The sequence below is a fragment of the Nocardioides sp. NPDC057772 genome (assembly GCF_042798075.1).
Classification (GTDB): domain Bacteria; phylum Actinomycetota; class Actinomycetes; order Propionibacteriales; family Nocardioidaceae; genus Nocardioides.
Map to the genome: position 1 here is coordinate 1 of NZ_JBHVKN010000094.1, position 18,677 is coordinate 18,677.

The 18,677-nt window shown below is 66.5% G+C and carries 20 protein-coding genes; 6 read left to right on the forward strand and 14 right to left on the reverse strand.

What is annotated here, in order from left to right; translation table 11 throughout:
• Both ACFVJS_RS16190 and ACFVJS_RS16195 read right to left on the reverse strand, forming a co-directional pair.
• Positions 1 to 879 (reverse strand): NAD(P)-binding protein (locus ACFVJS_RS16190; protein WP_378882070.1); only part of this gene is annotated, 879 nt, incomplete at its 3' end.
• A 126-nt stretch (positions 880 to 1,005) separates the two neighbouring features.
• Positions 1,006 to 1,758 carry an SDR family oxidoreductase gene (locus ACFVJS_RS16195; protein WP_378882073.1) on the reverse strand — a complete coding sequence of 251 codons (753 nt, stop codon included), beginning with the start codon at positions 1,756 to 1,758 and terminating at the stop codon, positions 1,006 to 1,008.
• A gap of 102 nt (positions 1,759 to 1,860) precedes the next feature.
• Here ACFVJS_RS16195 and ACFVJS_RS16200 point away from each other — a divergent pair, with 102 nt between their 5' ends.
• A complete protein-coding gene (locus tag ACFVJS_RS16200; RefSeq protein WP_378882076.1) occupies positions 1,861 to 2,748 on the forward strand; it encodes a helix-turn-helix domain-containing protein in 888 nt (295 codons plus the stop codon).
• Here ACFVJS_RS16200 and ACFVJS_RS16205 read toward each other — a convergent pair.
• Positions 2,711 to 3,136, reverse strand: coding sequence for a DUF309 domain-containing protein (locus ACFVJS_RS16205; protein ID WP_378882078.1), 426 nt, complete (start codon positions 3,134 to 3,136; stop codon positions 2,711 to 2,713). The two genes, ACFVJS_RS16200 and ACFVJS_RS16205, sit on opposite strands and share 38 nt — an antisense overlap.
• A gap of 89 nt (positions 3,137 to 3,225) precedes the next feature.
• Here ACFVJS_RS16205 and ACFVJS_RS16210 point away from each other — a divergent pair, with 89 nt between their 5' ends.
• Positions 3,226 to 3,576, forward strand: coding sequence for a UBP-type zinc finger domain-containing protein (locus ACFVJS_RS16210; protein ID WP_378882080.1), 351 nt, complete (start codon positions 3,226 to 3,228; stop codon positions 3,574 to 3,576).
• A gap of 66 nt (positions 3,577 to 3,642) precedes the next feature.
• Here ACFVJS_RS16210 and ACFVJS_RS16215 read toward each other — a convergent pair whose 3' ends face one another.
• Together ACFVJS_RS16215 and putP are read right to left on the reverse strand one after the other, a co-directional pair.
• A complete protein-coding gene (locus tag ACFVJS_RS16215; protein WP_008361680.1) occupies positions 3,643 to 3,846 on the reverse strand; it encodes a cold-shock protein in 204 nt (67 codons plus the stop codon).
• A 219-nt stretch (positions 3,847 to 4,065) separates the two neighbouring features.
• Positions 4,066 to 5,574: a sodium/proline symporter PutP gene (gene putP / locus ACFVJS_RS16220; protein WP_378882084.1), complete on the reverse strand. Its 1,509-nt coding sequence runs from the start codon at positions 5,572 to 5,574 to the stop codon at positions 4,066 to 4,068.
• A 174-nt stretch (positions 5,575 to 5,748) separates the two neighbouring features.
• Here putP and ACFVJS_RS16225 point away from each other — a divergent pair, with 174 nt between their 5' ends.
• A complete protein-coding gene (locus tag ACFVJS_RS16225; RefSeq protein ID WP_378882087.1) occupies positions 5,749 to 6,201 on the forward strand; it encodes a hypothetical protein in 453 nt (150 codons plus the stop codon).
• Here the strand turns inward: ACFVJS_RS16225 and ACFVJS_RS16230 are convergent.
• A complete protein-coding gene (locus ACFVJS_RS16230) occupies positions 6,198 to 6,767 on the reverse strand; it encodes a CGNR zinc finger domain-containing protein (RefSeq protein ID WP_378882089.1) in 570 nt (189 codons plus the stop codon). The two genes, ACFVJS_RS16225 and ACFVJS_RS16230, sit on opposite strands and share 4 nt — an antisense overlap.
• A gap of 26 nt (positions 6,768 to 6,793) precedes the next feature.
• Here ACFVJS_RS16230 and ACFVJS_RS16235 point away from each other — a divergent pair, with 26 nt between their 5' ends.
• Entirely contained in the window at positions 6,794 to 6,988 is a 195-nt protein-coding gene (locus ACFVJS_RS16235; RefSeq protein WP_378882092.1) for a hypothetical protein, read from the forward strand.
• A gap of 230 nt (positions 6,989 to 7,218) precedes the next feature.
• The gene (locus tag ACFVJS_RS16240; RefSeq protein ID WP_378882094.1) at positions 7,219 to 8,511 is read left to right on the forward strand and encodes a tyrosine-type recombinase/integrase; all 1,293 of its coding nucleotides are present in this window, start codon (positions 7,219 to 7,221) and stop codon (positions 8,509 to 8,511) included.
• A gap of 446 nt (positions 8,512 to 8,957) precedes the next feature.
• Here the strand turns inward: ACFVJS_RS16240 and ACFVJS_RS16245 are convergent, their stop codons facing one another.
• The 7 genes from ACFVJS_RS16245 to ACFVJS_RS16275 form a co-directional block, all read right to left on the reverse strand.
• Complete coding sequence (locus ACFVJS_RS16245; protein ID WP_378882096.1) at positions 8,958 to 9,890, reverse strand: BTAD domain-containing putative transcriptional regulator; 933 nt, start codon at positions 9,888 to 9,890, stop codon at positions 8,958 to 8,960.
• A gap of 89 nt (positions 9,891 to 9,979) precedes the next feature.
• On the reverse strand, positions 9,980 to 12,175 hold the full coding sequence (locus ACFVJS_RS16250) for a non-ribosomal peptide synthetase (RefSeq protein WP_378882099.1): 2,196 nt from the start codon (positions 12,173 to 12,175) through the stop codon (positions 9,980 to 9,982).
• Positions 12,172 to 12,825, reverse strand: coding sequence for an anthranilate synthase component II (locus tag ACFVJS_RS16255; RefSeq protein WP_378882102.1), 654 nt, complete (start codon positions 12,823 to 12,825; stop codon positions 12,172 to 12,174). Before ACFVJS_RS16255 ends, ACFVJS_RS16250 begins: the two co-directional genes overlap by 4 nt.
• Positions 12,822 to 14,120 (reverse strand): chorismate-binding protein, encoded by a 1,299-nt coding sequence (locus tag ACFVJS_RS16260; RefSeq protein WP_378882105.1) that lies wholly within the window; start codon positions 14,118 to 14,120, stop codon positions 12,822 to 12,824. The genes ACFVJS_RS16255 and ACFVJS_RS16260 overlap by 4 nt, the downstream gene beginning before the upstream one ends.
• Positions 14,117 to 15,307, reverse strand: a complete 1,191-nt coding sequence (locus ACFVJS_RS16265; RefSeq protein WP_378882107.1) for a phenylacetate--CoA ligase family protein — start codon at positions 15,305 to 15,307, stop codon at positions 14,117 to 14,119. Before ACFVJS_RS16265 ends, ACFVJS_RS16260 begins: the two co-directional genes overlap by 4 nt.
• 227 nt (positions 15,308 to 15,534) lie before the next feature.
• Positions 15,535 to 16,245, reverse strand: a complete 711-nt coding sequence (locus tag ACFVJS_RS16270; RefSeq protein WP_378882110.1) for an alpha/beta fold hydrolase — start codon at positions 16,243 to 16,245, stop codon at positions 15,535 to 15,537.
• On the reverse strand, positions 16,242 to 17,273 hold the full coding sequence (locus ACFVJS_RS16275) for an alpha/beta fold hydrolase (protein WP_378882112.1): 1,032 nt from the start codon (positions 17,271 to 17,273) through the stop codon (positions 16,242 to 16,244). Before ACFVJS_RS16275 ends, ACFVJS_RS16270 begins: the two co-directional genes overlap by 4 nt.
• 102 nt (positions 17,274 to 17,375) lie before the next feature.
• Here ACFVJS_RS16275 and ACFVJS_RS16280 point away from each other — a divergent pair, with 102 nt between their 5' ends.
• A complete protein-coding gene (locus ACFVJS_RS16280; protein WP_378882115.1) occupies positions 17,376 to 17,816 on the forward strand; it encodes a MarR family winged helix-turn-helix transcriptional regulator in 441 nt (146 codons plus the stop codon).
• Between the two features lie 60 nt (positions 17,817 to 17,876).
• On the opposite strand, the gene ACFVJS_RS16285 is transcribed toward ACFVJS_RS16280, so the two are convergent.
• Positions 17,877 to 18,593 carry a thioesterase II family protein gene (locus ACFVJS_RS16285; protein WP_378882118.1) on the reverse strand — a complete coding sequence of 239 codons (717 nt, stop codon included), beginning with the start codon at positions 18,591 to 18,593 and terminating at the stop codon, positions 17,877 to 17,879.
• Positions 18,594 to 18,677: the final 84 nt, after the last annotated feature.

The following is an 18,677-nucleotide window of genomic DNA, read 5'->3' on the forward strand; positions in this document are numbered from 1 at the left end:
GCGTACGACGTTCTCGAGCGTACGCAGCTGCTCGAGCTCCCACGTCGCCAGCGTCGGCGCCTTCGCCATGGTCGGCATGACCGAGGGGTCGATGCGGAGCATGATGCCGGCGTCCTCGAGCCGGAGGAACAGGTCCTCGGGCGAGGTCGACCGCTCCGCGGCCGCCATCGTGTCGGCGGCCATGCCGAGGAAGACTGCCGGATCGGGCTGGACGACGGCCCGGTTGAGCATCCACGGGTCACGCGGACGCACCCAGCAGATCGCGTCCGGGTCGACGCCACGCGAGAGCAGCCAGATGCACGCGTCGGTCGCGGTCTTGCCGGAGCCGACGACGACGTACTGGCTCGGTGCCTCGTCGAGTCGCGCGAGCTCGTTGACCGGCAGCACCCGGGCGTCGTCCGCGACACCGAACGGCGGCGGCTTCTCGGCGGGGATGCTGGGGGCGAGGTAGCGGGCGTCGACGACCCGGGCCCCGGGCATCTCGACGCGCTCCCCCGAGATGTTGGAGACGACCGCGTTGTCGCCGACGTACTCGCTGTTCGGGAAGAACTCGACCTTGCCGGACTCCACCATCCGGTCGAGCACCCGCGCGTAGTAGGCACAGATCTCCGCCTGCGTCGCCCGCTCCTGAAGACCCGCCTCGGGCCCGCGCTGCTGGAGCCGGCCGCCGCCGAGCAGCGTCGAGGCGACGCCGTAGAAGGCGGAGGCCTGGTGCAGGCGTACGAACGGGTACGCCTCCAGCCAGTGTCCGCCGACGCCGTGGCGACGGTCGACCAGGGCCACCCGCACGTCGGCGTGCTCGATCACCGTGTCCGCGAACGCCATCCCCATGGCGCCGGCTCCCACCACCAGATAGTCGACCTCGACCATGCGTCCCATGCGTCCACCAAAGCACGCCGCCGACCTTCGCGGTCAATAGGCAGATGGGGCCATACCCGGTCTCGGGCAGGCGATCAGCCTGGAAGCGCCGTCGGTGGACGCTCGATCCGGACGGCTCCGATTACCTCACGCGCTCCGCTGGCCGGCCGGGCGGATGACGATCTCGTTGACGTCGACGTTGGGCGGCTGGGCGATCGCATAGCTGACAGCGCCTGCAACGGCGTCTGCGGGGATACTGGCGGCCCGGTACGCCTTCATCGCAGCCGATGCGACCGGATCCGTGATGTGCTCCGCCAGCTCGGTCTCCACGACTCCGGGCGAGATCGTGGTGACTCGGATGCTCGGATCGGATTCGAGTCGTAGGCCCTCGGTGAGGGCCCAAGCCGCGTACTTCGTGGCCGAGTAGACCGCCGAGGTGGGAACCACCTCGTGGGCACCGATGGACGCGATCGTCACCACATGGCCGCCGCCCTGTGCCTGGAAGTGTGGAAGGGCGGCAGCGATGCCGTGCAGAAGGCCCCTGACGTTGACGTCGAGCATCCTGTCCCACTCATCGACCAGCAGCGCATCGAGCCGCGACAGCAGCATCACCCCGGCGTTGCCGACCACGACGTCCAGGCGTCCGCGGTCCACCACAACGGAGTCGACCAGAGCGGCGACGGCAGCCCGGTCACTGACATCGAGACCGTGGGCCTCCGCGCTGTGCCCGCTGTCGCGAAGCTCTGCGGCAACCGTCTCGAGGCGCTCCAAACGCCGACCGGTCAGAATCACGTGGTGGCCCTCGGTGGCCAGGCGCCGAGCGGTTGCCTCTCCGATCCCGCTGCTGGCACCGGTGACCAGGACTGTCTTGGATGTCTTGGATGTATTCGCTTCTGTCATGCCGCAAACGTTGCTGTCTTCCATGGCTGCTATGAAGGCCGCGCTGTACCTGGGAGTAGCGCACCCACCCACCGGCGCCTCGTTCGCCTTAGCATCGGACTCATGGCCTCGACTCCCCTTGGTGACTACCTGCGCGGCCGGCGCGCCCTGGTGAGCCCCGACGACGCGAAGGTGCCGACCCACGGAGTTCGCCGCGTCCCGGGTCTGCGTCGGGAGGAGGTCGCGATGCTGGCAGGAATGAGCGTGGACTACTACGTCCGCCTCGAACAAGGCCGCGAACGTCACCCGTCGACCCAGGTGCTCGACGCCCTCAGCGACGTCTTCCAACTCGACGATGAGGCCCGGTTGCATCTCTATCGGATCGCCGGCCTGGCACCGGCATCATCCCGTGCAATCCTTCCCGAGCGCGTCGATCCCCGGTTGCTCCAGCTGCTGGAGCTGTGGCCGGACACCCCTGCCCTCGTGCTGGGCCGCGCCTACGACGTGCTGGCCGGGAACCGCCTGGCATACGCCCTCTTCGACGATTTTCGTCACGGCGCCAACCTGCTCGTCAAAGTGTTCCTGGATCCCACGGCACAGACCTTCTACCCCGACTGGGAGCGAGTTGCAGCGAACACGGTGGCGGGTTTCCGCCTCCTCCACAGCGACGCCCCACACGACCCACGCATCCGTCAGGTCCTACGCACCGTCAGCGAGCAGAGTGCGGACTTCACGCGCCTATGGTCCCGACATGATGCGCGCGGCAAGCGCCATGAGTCCAAGCGGTTCAATCATCCTGACGTCGGCGAGGTGACGCTCCGGATGGAGGCCTTCGACGTCCGTTCCAGTCCGGGGCAACAGCTCGTCGTGTACCACGCGGACCCCGGCTCGCCCAGCGCCGAGGCGCTGCGGCTGCTCGGCACGCTGGACGCGACCAGAGCCGAGGAACCGGCTGACACCGTAGACGGGCGGCTCAGTCGCCGTGCACCCGGCCCCGAGCACACGCGATGAGTTCGCCGAGGTCGAGCCCGTACGTCAGGCGTGCATCCCGTGCGTACGTCTCCAGCCGCTTGGCCGCCCGCTCGATGAGCCGCGAGGCGCCGACGGCGTTGCCTCGCTCGTGGTGGGTCAGGCCGACGCACAGTTGCGCGAGGCCCTGCCACAGCTCGCGCTCGTCCTCCGGGCACGACTTCCATCGCACCTCGAGCGCCTCGTGGGCCGCGAACGGGCGGCCGGCGTCGAGGAGCTCACGGGCGTACGCCAGGGTCTCCTCGGGCGGGAGCGGCTCCTCGGAGATCGGCTCGACGCCGACCTCGCCATAGGGCAGCGGGCGTCCGAGCGCGTCACGCGGACGAGCCTGCTGCGCCCGCCCCTGCTCGTTTCGATCGCGATCGACCACGTCAGCCTCCTCGGCTCCCACCCTACGGACCCTGCGGGACAACCGACTACGCGGGACGACAGGGCCGACCGACCGGTAACGTGACCGGCATGACCGGCACCCCAGGATTCGACGTCGCTGTCCCGCCGTCCGGCACCGGATGCGCCGAGTGCCTCGCGAGCGATTCCGGATGGTGGTTCCACCTTCGACGGTGCGCCGAGTGCGGGCACGTGGGCTGCTGTGACAGCTCCCCCGCGCAGCATGCCACCGGCCACTTCCGCGAGACGGGCCACCGCTACATGCAGAGCTTCGAGCCCGGCGAGACGTGGTTCTGGGACTTCGAGAACCAGGAAGCGCTCCAGGGCCCGACCCTGGCCGAGCCGACCAGCCGACCCGAGTCGCAGCCCGCGCCCGCACCCGCCGATCGCGTCCCGCACGACTGGCAGACGCGCCTGCACTGACCGGTTCACCGCCAGGACGCACGAAGGGCCCCGACCGCAGCAGCGGTCGAGGCCCTTCGTGGTGAATCAGGAGACGCGGACGTTCTCGGCCTGCGGGCCCTTGGGGCCCTGCGTGACGTCGAACTCGACCTTCTGGTTCTCGTCGAGCGACTTGTAGCCGTTGGACTGGATGGCGGAGAAGTGAACGAACACGTCCTCGCCGCCACCGTCCTGAGCGATGAAGCCGAAGCCCTTGTCAGCGTTGAACCACTTGACGGTGCCCTGAGCCATGATCTTTTTCCTTTGTTTCGTGCCGGGGGCACTGTGCCCCGGGCCGCTGAAGACATCCATCTGTGCTGATGTCCAGCGAACCGAAAACCAGGAACAAGAGATACAAGCCGCGACGTGGTGTGCGGCCAGGACGGCTTACAGAGCCATCCCTTCAACATGATCAACAGTACGCCATCGGGCCCGAGATCGTGGTTTCCACGCGATCCCGGGCCCGGCGGGTCAGATCCGCGCCGTCTCCTCGTGCGTGCCCTCGGCGTCGAGCAGCCGGATCGCCTCGTCGAACTCGGCGTCGATGTCCGGGTTCTCCTTGTAGGTCACCATGCTGACCGCCACGGCCACGATGGTGTTGAGGACGAAGCCGGGCACGATCTCGTACATCTGCGAGCTGAGCGCCTCGATGTTGCCCCATACGACGACGGTGACCGCACCGACGACCAGACCGGCCAGCGCGCCGGGCGCGGTGAGCTTGCGCCACCACAGCGCCAGCAGGATGATCGGGCCGAAGGAGGCGCCGAAGCCCGCCCAGGCGTAGGCGACCAGGTCGAGCACGGTGCCGGTCTTCGGCCAGGCCAGGAACGCCGCCACGACGGCGATGGCGAGCACTGCGAGCCGGCCGAACAGCACCAGCTGACGGTCGGAGGCGTCGTTCTTGAAGACAGCCTTGTAGAGGTCCTCCACCAGCGCCGAGGAGGTCACCAGGAGCTGCGAGGAGATCGTGCTCATGATCGCCGCGAGCACGGCGGCCAGCATGATGCCGGCGACCAGCGGGTGGAACAGGATCTGACCCAGGACGATGAAGACCGCCTCCGGGTCGTTCAGCTTCGCGTCGGGGTTCTGCTGGAAGTAGGCGATGCCCACCAGCGCGGTGCCGACGGCCCCGAAGAGGCTCAGCAGCATCCAGCCGATGCCGATGCGCCGCGCGGAGGCGGCCTCCCCCGCCGTACGCAGGGCCATGAAGCGGACGATGATGTGCGGCTGGCCGAAGTAGCCCAGGCCCCACGCCGCCGCCGAGATGACACCCAGCGCGGTCGCGCCTTCGAGCATGCTCAGGCGCGACGGGTCGACGGCGCGGATGCTGTCGAGGGTCTCCGTCGGCCCGCCGGTCACGAAGACGCCGACGACGGGGACCAGGATCAGCGCGAGCAGCATGATCGCACCCTGCACGAAGTCGGTGTAGGAGACCGCGAGGAAGCCGCCGAAGAGCGTGTACGCCACCACAACCCCGGCCACCACCAGCATGCCGGTGTGGTAGTCGGTGTCGAACGAGCTCTCGAAGAAGACGCCGCCGGCGACCATGCCCGAGGACACGTAGAACGTGAAGAACACCAGGATGACGGCACCAGAGGCCATCCGCAGCAGCCGCGAGCTGTCCTTCAGCCGGTTCTCCAGGAAGCTCGGCACGGTGATCGAGTCACCCGAGACCTCGGTGTACGTCCGCAGCCGCGGAGCCACGACCTTCCAGTTGAGCCAGGCACCGACGGTCAGACCGACGGCGATCCAGCCCTCCATCAACCCGGTCGCGTAGATCGCGCCGGGCAGGCCCATGAGCAACCACCCGGACATGTCCGAGGCACCCGCGCTCAACGCACTCACCATCGGGCCGAGGTCACGGCCACCCAGCATGTAGTCGTCGAGGTTAGAAGTGCGCCGGTAGGCCCAGGCGCCAATGCCGAGCATGGCGACCAGGTAGGCCACCAACGCCAGCAGCTGATAGGTCAGGTCTGACATCAATACTCCAAAATCGGGGAAAACGCCGCCGCAGAACCTAACCCGTAGACGGCGTTTGAGTGTGATCGGCGCCGCACGCCCGCGCTACGCCACGCCTGAGGCCGCTTGACATCGACATGACGATCTCGCCGAACGTCCTCGGCAGCGGCCTCGGATGGCATACGGTCCTCCGCTGTGAGCACCACTGTCATCGTCGCGGCCATGGGTCTCCTCGCCACCCTTCTCGGCGCCTGGCTGGGCGCGTTCTGGCAACACCGCAACACCCGCGACCTGCAGCTCCTGGACGCCAGGATCCGCGTGTACGGCGAGTGCGCGGCGAGCCTGTACGAGTTCGAACGCGTCACCTACAGCCGCGTCAAGGCCCGGCTCGAGAACCTCCCCGACGCCGAGCGAGAGCCCCTCCGACAGGAGGCTTACCGCAACCGATCGGCCGTCCGCGCCGCCATCGGTCAGCTGAGCGTCCTCAGCGCCGGCAGCGAGATCCCCACGAAGTTCGAAGCCATTCGCCGGGCCATCGGCGACCTCAACGACGCCGAGAGCCACGAGGACCTCAAACAGCGTCACGACGAGATCTACGTCGACCTCGACCGAGTCCTGGTCCAGGCCCGCGCCGACCTCGTGCGTTAACGCAGCCGCTGGCTCGGCCGCTCGGCAGAGGTCGAGCGTCGCGCGCGGTGCCGGCGTACGGCAGCACGGTTGGCACAACGGACCGAGCAGTAGCGCTGTCGTCCGTTCCGGGTGACGTCCACGACCACCGCGGTGCACGGGTCCCCCTCGATCTGCCCCGCGGCGCACCGGCTCAGGCGATGGATCCCCCGAGTCGTCAGGTGCAGCGCCGTGCCCACACTGATCACCGCCCGCAGCACGTCGGGCAGCGAGTCGTTCGTGTCGTCGCGGAAGTGGAGATGCCACCCTTCCTGGTCGTGGTCGGTCAGCCGCGGATAGGCGGTCGCCTGCGCCATCAGGTCGTTGAGCAGCCGTGCCCGCTCTGCCGGCTCCGGCGCATCGACGACACGGAGCCACTCATCGATCACCAGCCGAGTGCGCCGATGGTCGTCCGGGGACTCACCGAAGTCCATCGTCATCCCGAACTCCCGGGTCCGCGCCTCGAGGCCGTCACGGCCCGCGGGCCAGTCGTTGGCCAGCGAAGCCGCCAGCAGCACGGCGTACTCGCCGTAAGGGTTGAGATGCATAAGACCATTACAGCAGAGTGGCGACCATGACCGACAGCGCAACCGAACAGTCCCGGGGCGTGGACGCCCTCCACGAGCACGGCTGGGTCACCGAGTCCAGCCACCAGACGTCCGAGGGTCGAGTCCACTACGTGCGCTGCGCCGAATGCGGCGTACGTCGTGTCGATCTCCAACCTCACCCGTTCCTGCCGCCGCGGTCGTTGAGCCGCGAGCAGGGATGACAGAAAGGCCGTCCGGTCTGCTTCTCAGCAGGTCGGACGGCCTTTCGAGGTGGTGCGTGATACTGGGTTCGAACCAGTCCTTTGACGGCGGTGGCGTACACTTGCTGAACAGCGGATTACTCGTTCTGACCTGGTCTTATAGGTTGATCCGCGCATGGACACAAGCACCCAAAACTGGCCAGGTTCGACCTCTGATCCGATGCATATCCGATGCAACGCAGGAGGCCGACGTGGCTCGACGATCCAAGAAACGAGGCTTCGGCCAGCTCACCACCATGCGCAGCGGCCGTATCCAAGCCCGCTACACCGGCCCCGACGGCGGTCTCCACACCGCACACTCGACCTTCGAGGACGAGGACGCGGCGATCACATGGCTCACTTCCGAGCGCAGGATGATCGAACAGTCCCCCGACGACTGGACCCCTCCACGCCTTCGTCGGACGACACCCGCTGATGTCCCCGCCGAGCTCACCTTCGGTGACTATGCCGGAACGTGGTTGAAGGCTCGAAAGGTCAGGGGACGACCTCTCGCCGCGAAGACGAAGAGTGGCTACCTCGACCTTTTGGACAGGTTCATCCTGCCAACCTTCGGCGAGGTCGCGCTCGCGTCGATCGACAGCGACATGATCGACGCCTGGTACGAGACCACTGCAGTCACGACTCCGACCTACCGCGCCCACGCCTACTCACTCCTACGCACGATCCTGGGGACAGCGGTCGAGCGCAACCTCATCACTTCCGCGAACCCGGCCAAGGTCCGCGGCGCCGGAGCCACCAAGGCCGCCCACAAGGTCCGACCTGCCACCCCAGCAGAGCTTGGGGTGATGCTCGAGGCCGTGCCCGACCGTCGACGACTGATGCTACTTCTCGCAACGTGGACGACCCTCCGTTTCGGCGAGATCACCGAGCTGCGGCGCAAGGACATCGACCTCAAGAACAAGGTCATCAAAGTCCGACGTGGCGTCACCAAGGTGAGCAACAAGGAGCTGACCGACCCAGACAGCCCGTACGAGCTGCCCCACGACGCCGAGTGGTGCGGTTGCCGTCGCGGCTGCGTCGTCGGGCCACCCAAGACGGATGCAGGTGTACGCGACGTACCGATCCCGCCTCATGTACTCCCCGACGTCAGGGGCCACCTACGCGACCACGCGGCCAAGAGCACGAACGCGCTCCTCTTCCCAGACAGTGCCGGAGCCCATCTGACCTCGAGCGCCTTCTATGGCGCCGCCACGGTCTATCACCGTCGTGGCCCGAAGAAGGGCGAGATCAAGCGCGCGGGCCACGGCTGGTACCGCGCCCGACAGGCCGCCAACCGCGACGACCTCCACTTCCACGACCTACGCCACACCGGGCTGACCAACGCAGCGGTCGCCGGCGCGACCATCGCGGAGCTCATGGCCCTCGCCGGCCACTCCACTCCGGGTGCTGCGATGCGTTACCAGCACGCAGCGAGCGACAGAATGCAAGAGCTCGCCGCCCGCCTCTCCGAACTCGCCGCCCCAAAGTCAGCAACCACATCATGACGTTCGGCGCTGCATCGCCTCGTCCAGGATCGATTCGGGCGGGCGTGGGTCCGAACCGTCGACGTGACCGGAGTTGAGAACGAGAGTCTTGGCATCCACCGCTCCCAAGGTCTCGGTAGCCGCGACGGTTCGCGCACAGGGGGTTCAAGTCCCCCCTTGCCCATCGAAAAAGAAGCCCGTGAGAGTGGGACTCCCGCATCTCACGGGATCCTCAGGGTCGCCTACACCCAACTCATAGACACCGAGTGCGCACGCTCACCATCGAGGCTGCCTTCATCGAGTATCTACGACTTCCGCCTGATGCGCCGGCGGGCTCGACATGCGCTCATCGGCTTTCTCGCGCCAGCGGTGGCACCCATACGCCGAGGCCGTCCGCGACCTCATTTGGATCCCGCGTCAGACTGACCATGATCATGACAAGGTCTCGAAACGGAACCTTAGGTCAGTCAACCCGCCAACGGCTCTCCCCCCGACGCCCGGCGGCGCTGGGGGAGGCGTTCCCCCAGCCGAAACTGGCGGTCCCAGTTGGGACTGTACTCAACCCCACACAGGGCCAGGACTCGCACCAAGGACTCGCGTGTCTTATCGCTCGGTTCTACCCCTAGGCCATTGCGCAGGCGGTCCTCGCACTCGCTGTACCAGCGCAACGCCATTCCCAGCTCGCTGCAGTTGCCGTGCATCTCCATCATGAGGCGGTACATTTCCTCGTTGTAGGGATCCAATGAGACGACTCGCTTACACAGGTCGATGGCCGCCAACTCCCTGCCCTCGGACACCGCGATCTCGATCAGGCCGTTGAGGACCTTGACGTACAGCGATTCAGCCCACATGCGCTCCTCGCGGGCCCACTCAGACTCGTCATCGGGCAGAAACGGCCCATGGTAAAGAGCTGCGGCTTCAGCGTAAGTGGCCTTGGCCAGCTCCACGTCCCCGGCTTCAGCCGCTGCCGCCGCGGACTGCGCGAGCGTCGAGAAGTCCGTGATGTCGACACAAACATCCTCCGTGACCAACTCATACCCGAAATCTACGTATCGCACCTCGGCCACCGGGACGCCCGCCTGCTTCTCGCACTCACGGAGCACCCTGCGCAACGCGTGAACGGCGACCTTCAGTGATGCGTTGCCTCCCCCGTTGCTTCCCTCCGGCCACAGGACGTCCACCAACTGACTCTTCGGGATCACTCGCCCTCGTCGCATCGCGAGGTACTGAAAGAGCTTTCGTGTCTTCCCAGCCCGCAAGCCTGCTGCGGGCACCCCCTGGACGCACACTTCAGATGTGCCCAGCATCTTGACTTCCAACCTTCGATCTGTCATCTGCTCCCCTGAGACGTCCGGCTCGATCATGGCCCCGAGAACGCCACCGGTGAAAAGTGTTGCCACTGCGGCTACACACTCCCACCCTGCACTACGCCTGGGCGTCGCGTAACTGTTTTACGCGAGAACGTTTAGTGCTCTCAGGTTTGCTTTCGTCACGACGCTGCGGCCAAGCGACGTGGCGTTGGCCGGTCGACCAGCGTCAGGAAGTCCATTTCGAGACCAAAGTCGGACTCGGCACGCTCGATCAACATGGCGGCCTGCAGGGACCCACCACCGAGCTCGAAGAAGTCGTCGTCAGCCCCGACCGACGCCAGGCCCAGGACATCGGCGAAGATCCCGCAGAACTGCTTCTCCCGCTCGCCCTCCGGAACCGAGAACGGTGCGCTGAGCTCGGGACGATCGAGCGGTCGCTGGCTCAACGTCAAGCGGTCGATCTTTCCGTTCCGACCTGTCGGTACTGCTCCAACAACGTACCTTCGAGGCACGGATGGCGCCGGGAGCCGGTTTTCCAAGAATGTCCGCACGACGTCGACATCGATCTCACTGTCACCATCGATATAGGCCACCAGAACGCGGGATCCGTTGCTCGGCTCATGAGCGACGACCGCGGCGGTCGCGATCACGTCCAGTGATAAGAGCTCGTGCTCGATCTCCGCCGGCAGAACCCTGACACCGTCGATCTTGACCTCATCGTCAATGCGACCAACAACCTCCACCACGCCGTCGGCACCGAAACGGGCCAGGTCTCCGCTGCGATACAACACCGGGAAGGGGTCAGAGTCGATCGGATTCGCAACGAACTTCGTCGCAGCTCGGGCCTCGTCGTTCAAGTAGCCCCGGGACAGGCTTCTCCCTGAGACGCACAGCTCACCGATCACGCGGCGAGGAACCGGGTTCAGGTCAGAGTCCAGCACATACATGTTCACATTTCGCACCGGCCGCCCGATGGGAACCGCAGACAGCCGTTCACGTGGGACGTCGTGCATGAGGCGGGTGGCGTCGCACAATGACACGACGTTGGCCTCGGTGGACCCGTACACGTTGAGCACCTGGTACGTGCACGACAACGTGGGCCACACGCCCAGACGTTCACCCGCCACTCGCAACGAGCGGAAGGACTCCGGTACGCCCGAGTCGAGCTTGATCATCTGCTCGGCGAAGGCCGTTGGCATCTGCGCGTGCGAGATGGCCTGATCCTCGATCCACTTCCAGGCCGTTCGCGGATCGCTGCCCAGGCTGTCGGGGGCAACGACCACGGTTGCTCCTGTCCACAGGCTGGGGAACAGGTCCACCTGGACCAAGCCCACGCCAGGAGGGCAGAACCACGATGCCCGTGAGTCCGGAGCCAATCCCGACGCCGCGGCGATCGCCACTGCGGTGTTGGCCATCGGCCCGTGCCTCAGTTCCACCGCCTTCGGTGTCCCTGTCGAACCGGACGTGAATGCGATGTGACTGGTGGCATCGGGGTCCAACGGGGGCGATACCTTGATTTCGACGTTCAGGTCGATCGTCGAGTCGCCGATGTCCATGTCAACGTCGATGAATCTCAAACCAGCCGCCGCGGCGCTGTGTCGCACCGAGTCAGTACTGTTGCTTCCCACCACGGCCACGGCCCCCGACTGGCGTAGCTGCTCCTCAACCCGCATCGGCGGGAGGACTGGATCAATCAGCACCACCGGGCAGTCGGCCAAGAACGCAGCCAACTGGGCCACCGCGCTCTGCGTACCCCTCCCCAGCCCAACCGCCACAGGCTCGCGCGGCCGTGCGTGGCCGGCGATGAGTTGAGCGTTCGCGACTGCCAGCCTCGCGAGCTCCTCATAGTTGGTCGAACGCACGCCTTCCTCGATGGCGCATTTCGTCGGGCTCATCAGTGCGTGTCGCAGCACTGCCGTCCACACGCCGGACTCGGGGCCTAGTTCAACGGGCCCCATCCCGACCGCCAGCTCGTCTCGGGCGATGGCGCCAGCCTGCTCCGCGGCCCCTTCCTCTCCCAGCAGCTGAGCCACCAAAGCGGCGAAGCCACGCACTTCCTCTGCCCCAGCCATCGGACCACGACCGGTGAACGTGACGAGATCCCCCGTGCGCTCGATCGACATCGCCGCCGCCGGCGATCGGACCACTCCGTCGGTGACCAGTTCAACGTCCACTTGGACGCCGGACACGGCACTCCTGGACTGCTCCCGATATCCGTCGTCGTGAATGCAGGTCCAGGATCCCTCGGCATCGTCGATCTCGACCACACCGTCGGGCCGATAGCGAGTCGCGACTCTGGTGAGGACCTCACGCGCACCGCGGGCGCCGGCCCCGTCCCATACCGCGGCGCGGAATGTCGTCTGGTAAGTATTCATGTTCGCACGTCCGTTTCCGTGACTCGAAGTGTCGAAAAGCTGCTCGTGAAGCCAGGGCGGGCCGATGCCGTGACGGAGTCGAGAAAGTTGCTCACGATCCGGTGACCGTCGTGGCTGCCATGGCTCTCGGGGTGGAACTGGACACCAACGGCAGACGCGCCGACCTCGAGACCCATCACCACGCCGTCGTCGGCGGCCTTAGCCACCACCCGAAGGCTCGGGCCGGCGGTTGCGGGGTCAACCGCCAGCGAGTGGTAGCGGGCGACTCTGGCCTCGGCCGGCAACCCCGCGAATATCCCCGACCCATCATGAATCACACGCGAGATGTGGCCATGCCTCGGCCGGTCGAGCGGCTCGATGGAGGCTCCGGCCAGCAGACCGAGGACCTGGTGCCCCAGGCACACCCCCAACACAGGCTTGGTCTCCATCGTCGCCAACGCCACTGGCACGTGACACGACTGCGCTGGATGTCCGGGCCCAGGCCCAAGGACCACAGCGTCGGTACGCGGGTCGGTGGCCTCTCGCACGGCCGACTCGACACCGACCTTGTCCGGCCGGACCACCGCCACCTCCACACCGGCTCGCCTGGCGACGTAGTCGGCAAGCACGTGCACGAAGCTGTCTCTGGCGTCGACCACGAGGACCTTCATGAGCACCTCGTGACCGCTTGCCGGCTGCCGGAGAGTTTGGTCTGCACTTCGTCCCACTCCTTCACCAACGACGAGTCCCACAGCACCCCGCCGGCGGCTCTGATGCTGTAGCCCTGCGGCAGTACCTCCACCATTCGGATGCAGATGGCCGAGTCGAATCGACCGTCGGAGTAGGCGTAGCCGACCACCCCTGCGTACGCACCGCGGGCTTCGGGTTCGAGGGCGGAGATGATCTCCATCGCCCGGAGCCGCGGCGTGCCCGTCATCGTTCCGGCGGGGAAGACCCTTCGGAGTGTTTCGAAGGGACCACGGCTGCGGTCCAGCCGTCCTGCCACATGCGAGGCGAGATGAAACACGTTCCCGTACGCTTCCACCTCGAACTCGCTGCGCACCTCGACAGACCCACCCACACACGTGTTCGCAATGTCGTCGCGACACAGGTCGAGCAGCATCAGGTGCTCGCCGAGCTCCTTCGCGTCCTCCTTGAACAGTGTCAGCGTCGCCGAATCCACCTCCTCAACGCCTGTACGGCGCACCGTGCCGGCCAACGGGTGGAGGTGCAGCTCCACCCCGTCGGACTTGGCGAAGCACTCCGGACTTGCACCCACCAACGTCCGCCCATCGCTCAACGGCCACATGAACGCGTACGGAACCTGCGAACTTCTCGTGAGCTCGTCGAACAAGGCCCGAGGGCACATCGAGCCCTGATCGCGGACGTTGTGGCTCAACACGACCTGGTAGGCATCGCCTTGGGCGATGTGTTCGGTCACCGCTTCGAAGGCAGCCCGGTAGGCAGCTGACGGGTCAGCGCCTGGTCCGGGCGCCGTGGCCACCTCCTCAGACGCACGAGATGGCGCGTGTGGCCGGGCAGGGCCCTCGTCACTCAGGCTGACCTCGTGGACTGCTTCGGGAAGCACCAGCTCCGCAAGCAGAGTGTCGTTCGTGACCCCAGGTGGGTACGGGATCGAGTCATCGGCATGCGTGGCCTCGAAGGCGAGGTGAAACAACACCGGGGCCTGCTCCGCGACCTCCCGGATCCCGGGCAGACCCAACGCCGCATCGAACAGCACCCACGGCTGTGTCTTGAACCGTTGGCCCAGGGACCACCAGCCGCGGGTCAGTAGATGCTCGGGATCGAACACCTCGAGCCTGTCCACGAACACAGACACACGAAGCCTCGCCCCACGTGCAAGCAGGGTGGGCGCGCTCGAGGTCTGGTCGTGCAGCAACCACACGTCGGACGGCGGCTCGCCCTCGCGCTGGGACGATACGGACCTCTCGTCTTGACGCGTCATTGCGCCGACCGTGAGTCGACGAGGCGCGCAGCCTTCCAGCTCGCCGTCGCGCCGGTCTTGGTACGCGGGCTCAACGAGTCCGCGAACTCCACCGCCACCGGCATCGCCAGCAGGTCGCCCAGTGCCCTGCCCACCTCCGGCGTGCGGTTCGCCGGGTCAGGAATCAGCAGCCGCAGTCGCGCCGCGGGCGACTGGTGTGAACCGTCGACGAGAACCTGGTATCCCAAACACCCCTGGAGGTCCTGCAACGCCAGGCGCTCGACATCATAGGCGGAGACGCGCTGCCCCTCACCCGTCAGTACCTGGTCGGCCACCCGCCCCAGCACCGTGAGCATCCGGCCCGGATAGCCGTCGTTCGGCGCAGTCCCCAGCGCAACCAGATCACCGGTTCTGAATCGGTTCATCGGGCGAAGCCCCGGAATCAGCGACGTCACCACCAGCTCGCCCACCTGGCCCGTGGCGGGGGCACCGTCATGCGGATTCACCAGTTCGAAGTGGTAGTTCAGCTCGTTGAGTCGCAGTGTCCCGTCCGGCCACCCCGATGCGACGCACAGCGCCTCCTGGGATCCGTACATCGCCGGCGACACCCGTGCCCCGGGCCAGAACGACTCCGCGTTCGACCGAAACTCCGGCGTGGACAGCTCGCCCAGCACCAAGAACCTCTTGATGGCGAAGTCCCGTGGGCTCAGTCCCGCCGCCGAAGCGACCTCGGCAAGCTCCAACACCATCGACGGCGCACACACCACATGCGTCACCTGGAGTTGCCGCAGAATCCGCAAGGCCTTCGACAAGCCCACGCGAGGAGAGTCCGGCCACAGTTTGACCTGTGGAACCCCGAGCGCGCGAGCCACCGCCCCGAACACGTCGCCGAAGGCGTAGAGCTCGCTGGGGCCCATGATCGCCACCACGGCTGGGCGCCCGTCCTCGGCCAGCATCGACGTCCACGCACGGATCAGCGTGCGATTGCTCGCCCACACCTCCAGCTCCCCGCGGGGGCACGGTGTGGGCGGACCGGTGGTGCCGGTCGTCTCGTAATAGACCTCCGCCTCGGCGACCGATCCGGCCAGGATGTCCAGGCCGGCCTCGACCAGGTCTGCCTTCGTGGTGAACTCGCCGGTCCACCGATCGCCCAGCTGCTCGGCCCGCCGGGAGTAGAACACAGACTCGCGGGCGGCAAGAGCACGCACCTGCTCCAGTCGCTCAGCTCGCCAAGATTCCAGGATGGGCGAGCGCGGGTCTCCGTCCCAGCGATTCTCCACGCTCTCCCACGCGCGCTTGAGAGCCTCAGGCCCTCGGTCCTCAGTTGAAATCGCCACGCGGCCACCGTGTCGAAGGAGGGTTGCCCTGCGGTTTCCACCGGAGCACCCGGCCATACCGACGCTTAGCCCGCACCACCCCGGTCCTGCTACCGAGACTAAGAACCAGCCAGCTCCATGATGACGCGCGCCGTCTCCGCCGGATGAGTGACCATCGGCCAGTGTCCCGTGGCCAGCGTGCGACGCTCCCAGCCGAGCTGCTCGGTGGACAGGTCCTCGACCGGTGGGTTGGTGACCAGGCACTGCACATAGGCCACGCGCGCCGCCTCCGCGCGCATCGGGTCCTTGATCGCCGCCTGCCTGTAAGTAGCGATCGGCTGCCCAGTCAGCCGCGGCCGCATCCACGCGAAGTCAGCATCGCTGATGCCGTGCCCCGGATAGAGCTGATCCAGCTGCTCTCGCGTGAACCAGGGGATCGCCCCATCCTGCGCCAGACCCGTCATGAACGTGGCCACACCGGGCCCCATGACCTCGAACCATGACTTGTTGGGTTTCGGCAGGATTGCGTCGATGAAGATCACCCGCCGGATACCGTGCGGCTGTCGTTCCAGTACGGCAGCGGCGACGTAGCCGGCGAAGGAGTGGGCAACCAGGGTCACCTCGGAAAGGCCTGACAGCACCTCGCAGACGTCCTCGACCCACGCGTCCAGGTCGACGGCTTCCGCTGGGGTGGCATCACCGCCCGTGGTGCGCAGTTGTGGCGTCACGGACTGAAACCCATGCTCTCTCAACAGTGGCGTGATGCGCTCCCACACCCAGGGCCCGAGTCCACTGCCACCGATGAGCACGATGGGGTTGTTGGCATTCATGCGTTCACTCCTACGCGGTTGATGAAGTCGTCCAGATCCGTGATGAACTCGGTGGCGGAGTCAAGGGAGGCGACGTGGCCGCCGCCGTCATGCGCGTACCAGGCGACGAGGTTGTTCTCGCGTGCCGAAACCTCACGCCCAGCGAAGTCCCCGCTGCCGAACACGCTCACCGCGGTCGGCACGCCTGCGGTGACGGCATCGACCTCGGCTGAATCCATGGAGTAGATCCGCATACTGCTTCCGGCGCTGCCAGTCAGCCAGTACAGCGTGGCATTGGCCAGAATGAAGTCCGTTCCGAGCCCGAAACCGTCGCCGAGGTCCCCTTGCCACAGCTGGTATTTGTCGAGCTGCCAGACAAGCAGACCAACTGGAGAATCAGACAGCGCATAGGCCAGCGAGTCCGGGCGACGACTCTGCAGATGAAGGTATCCGCCGCTTCCCGCCAGGAACTCCCTCAGTCGGGTCCAGGCTGACTCGTCGCTCGCATCTTCAGCCATGAAGCCCTTCAGACCCGCGCTGACATGGACGCCGATGACCCGGTCAGGCGCGATCGCGCCGACCGCGCGGGCCACCACGGATCCCCAATCCTGTCCATGGACGATGAACCGGTCGTGGCCCAATGCCGCCATCGCGTCGGCCAATAGCCGCGCTGAGTCGGCGACCGACCATGCACCCAGTGCTGCCTGGGACGTACCGAATCCCGGCAGCGATGCCAGCACAACCTCCGATGCCAGAGCTCGAAGTGGCTCGATCACCCGATGGAATGCGAGGAAGGAGGTCGGCCAGCCATGCAGGAGCAGGATCGGTACGTGACCGGACCCCGGGAATCTCGCCACGTGCACGCCCCGGCCGTCGATGTCGAGGATGTCGTGGTCACCGAGTCCCGGCTGCCGTGGTTGAGCGAGCCACCGCTCCCACTCAGAAACGAACCGTTCCACCGTCGATGCCGTGACACCGCGCGCCCGGCCATCGGCGGGCGGCAACACCGGCCATCGCGTCTCGCTCAGACGACGACCGAGTGCCTCCATACCTGGGCCCCCACCCGGAAGGGCTCCCAGGAGAAGTTGGTAGCATGCTGTCACGTTGCCCACGTTAGAAAACTGACAGGAGCCTGTCAAAAGGAGAGCATCGTGACGGATGTCGATGTCGACGCAGCCCTACACGCCATTTTCCAGGCGAATCGGCTCTTACGTGACGCCAGTGAGCGCATCTCCGCTACAACAGGCCAAACACACTCCCGTCGGATGGTCCTCCAAGCAGCCGGCGACCGCACCACCGTGCCGGACATCGCCCGCAAGCTCGGGCTCCAGCGCCAGAGCGTCCAGCGTGTGGCCGACGAATTGGTCCGGGAGGGCCTGGCTCGCTACGAAGAGAATCCTCGCCACCGACGGTCGCCGCTGCTCGTTACTACCGCAGAGGGCCAGACCACGCTCGCCACCATCCACGCCGCGCACTGTGCCTGGGTGCAGAAGATCGAAGCCGCCGCCGGCGAACTCGATTGGACCCGACTTCGAGGCGATCTCGACCGCATTGCGCGGGTCGTGGACGGTCTCCACCAGGCGCAGGGGTAGATCGCGGCCAGGGTCAGCACAAGCAGGCTTCTCGTCAGATCCGTGCCGACCGTCCGCTGCCTACTCGAGTCGATGGGCCTGAGCTGACTCGGGGGTTCGGGCCGACCGGTCACGCGGCGGGCCGCCGGCGGCGAGATCGTCGAGGTTGGCGCACAGATCGTTCAGGTGCTGGTCGGGGAAGAAGTGGTCGCCGCGGTATCCGGTCACTTCGAAGGGCCCGGTTGTGAACTCGCCCCACCGCTTGACTCCCTCCGGGTCGACGTCCCGGTCCTCAAGTCCGTAGCTGGCAGAGATCGGGCAGCTCACCGGCTCCAGGTCGGGGGCGTAGGTCTCGGCCAGAGCGAAGTCGGCGCGCAGGAGGGGCAGGAACATCGCCCGCAGCGAGGGTTCTGAAAACACCTCCGGAGGCGTACCGCCTAACGTGCTGATCGCTGCAGCAAAGCTTTCGTCGTCGAGCTCGTGTCTCACGAGAGCGGGCGGTTGAACCGGGGCTTCCGCCGCGGCGACCCCAAGCCCGTCGACTTGAACGCCGCGCCCCTGCAGCTCCTTCACGGCAGCATGGGCGATATAGGCACCCAAACTGTGGCCGTGCAGCAGGAGCCTTCCACGGGAAGCAACTGTTTCCAGCTCGTCACACAACGGGCCGATCAGCTGTGAGATTCGCGAAGCAAGGGGTTCGCCCGCGCGTCTTTCCCTGCCGGGGAGCACGACCGCCATCGCGTGGTGCGGACTGCTGAGCCTGCCGACGATGTTGTACGCGCCCCGGCCGGCGGGCAGCCGGGAGACAGCGGAGAGCTACCGTCCGGTCACATCACGTTCCCATCACGAGTCCTTCATATCTCCACCACACCCCGCTCACCT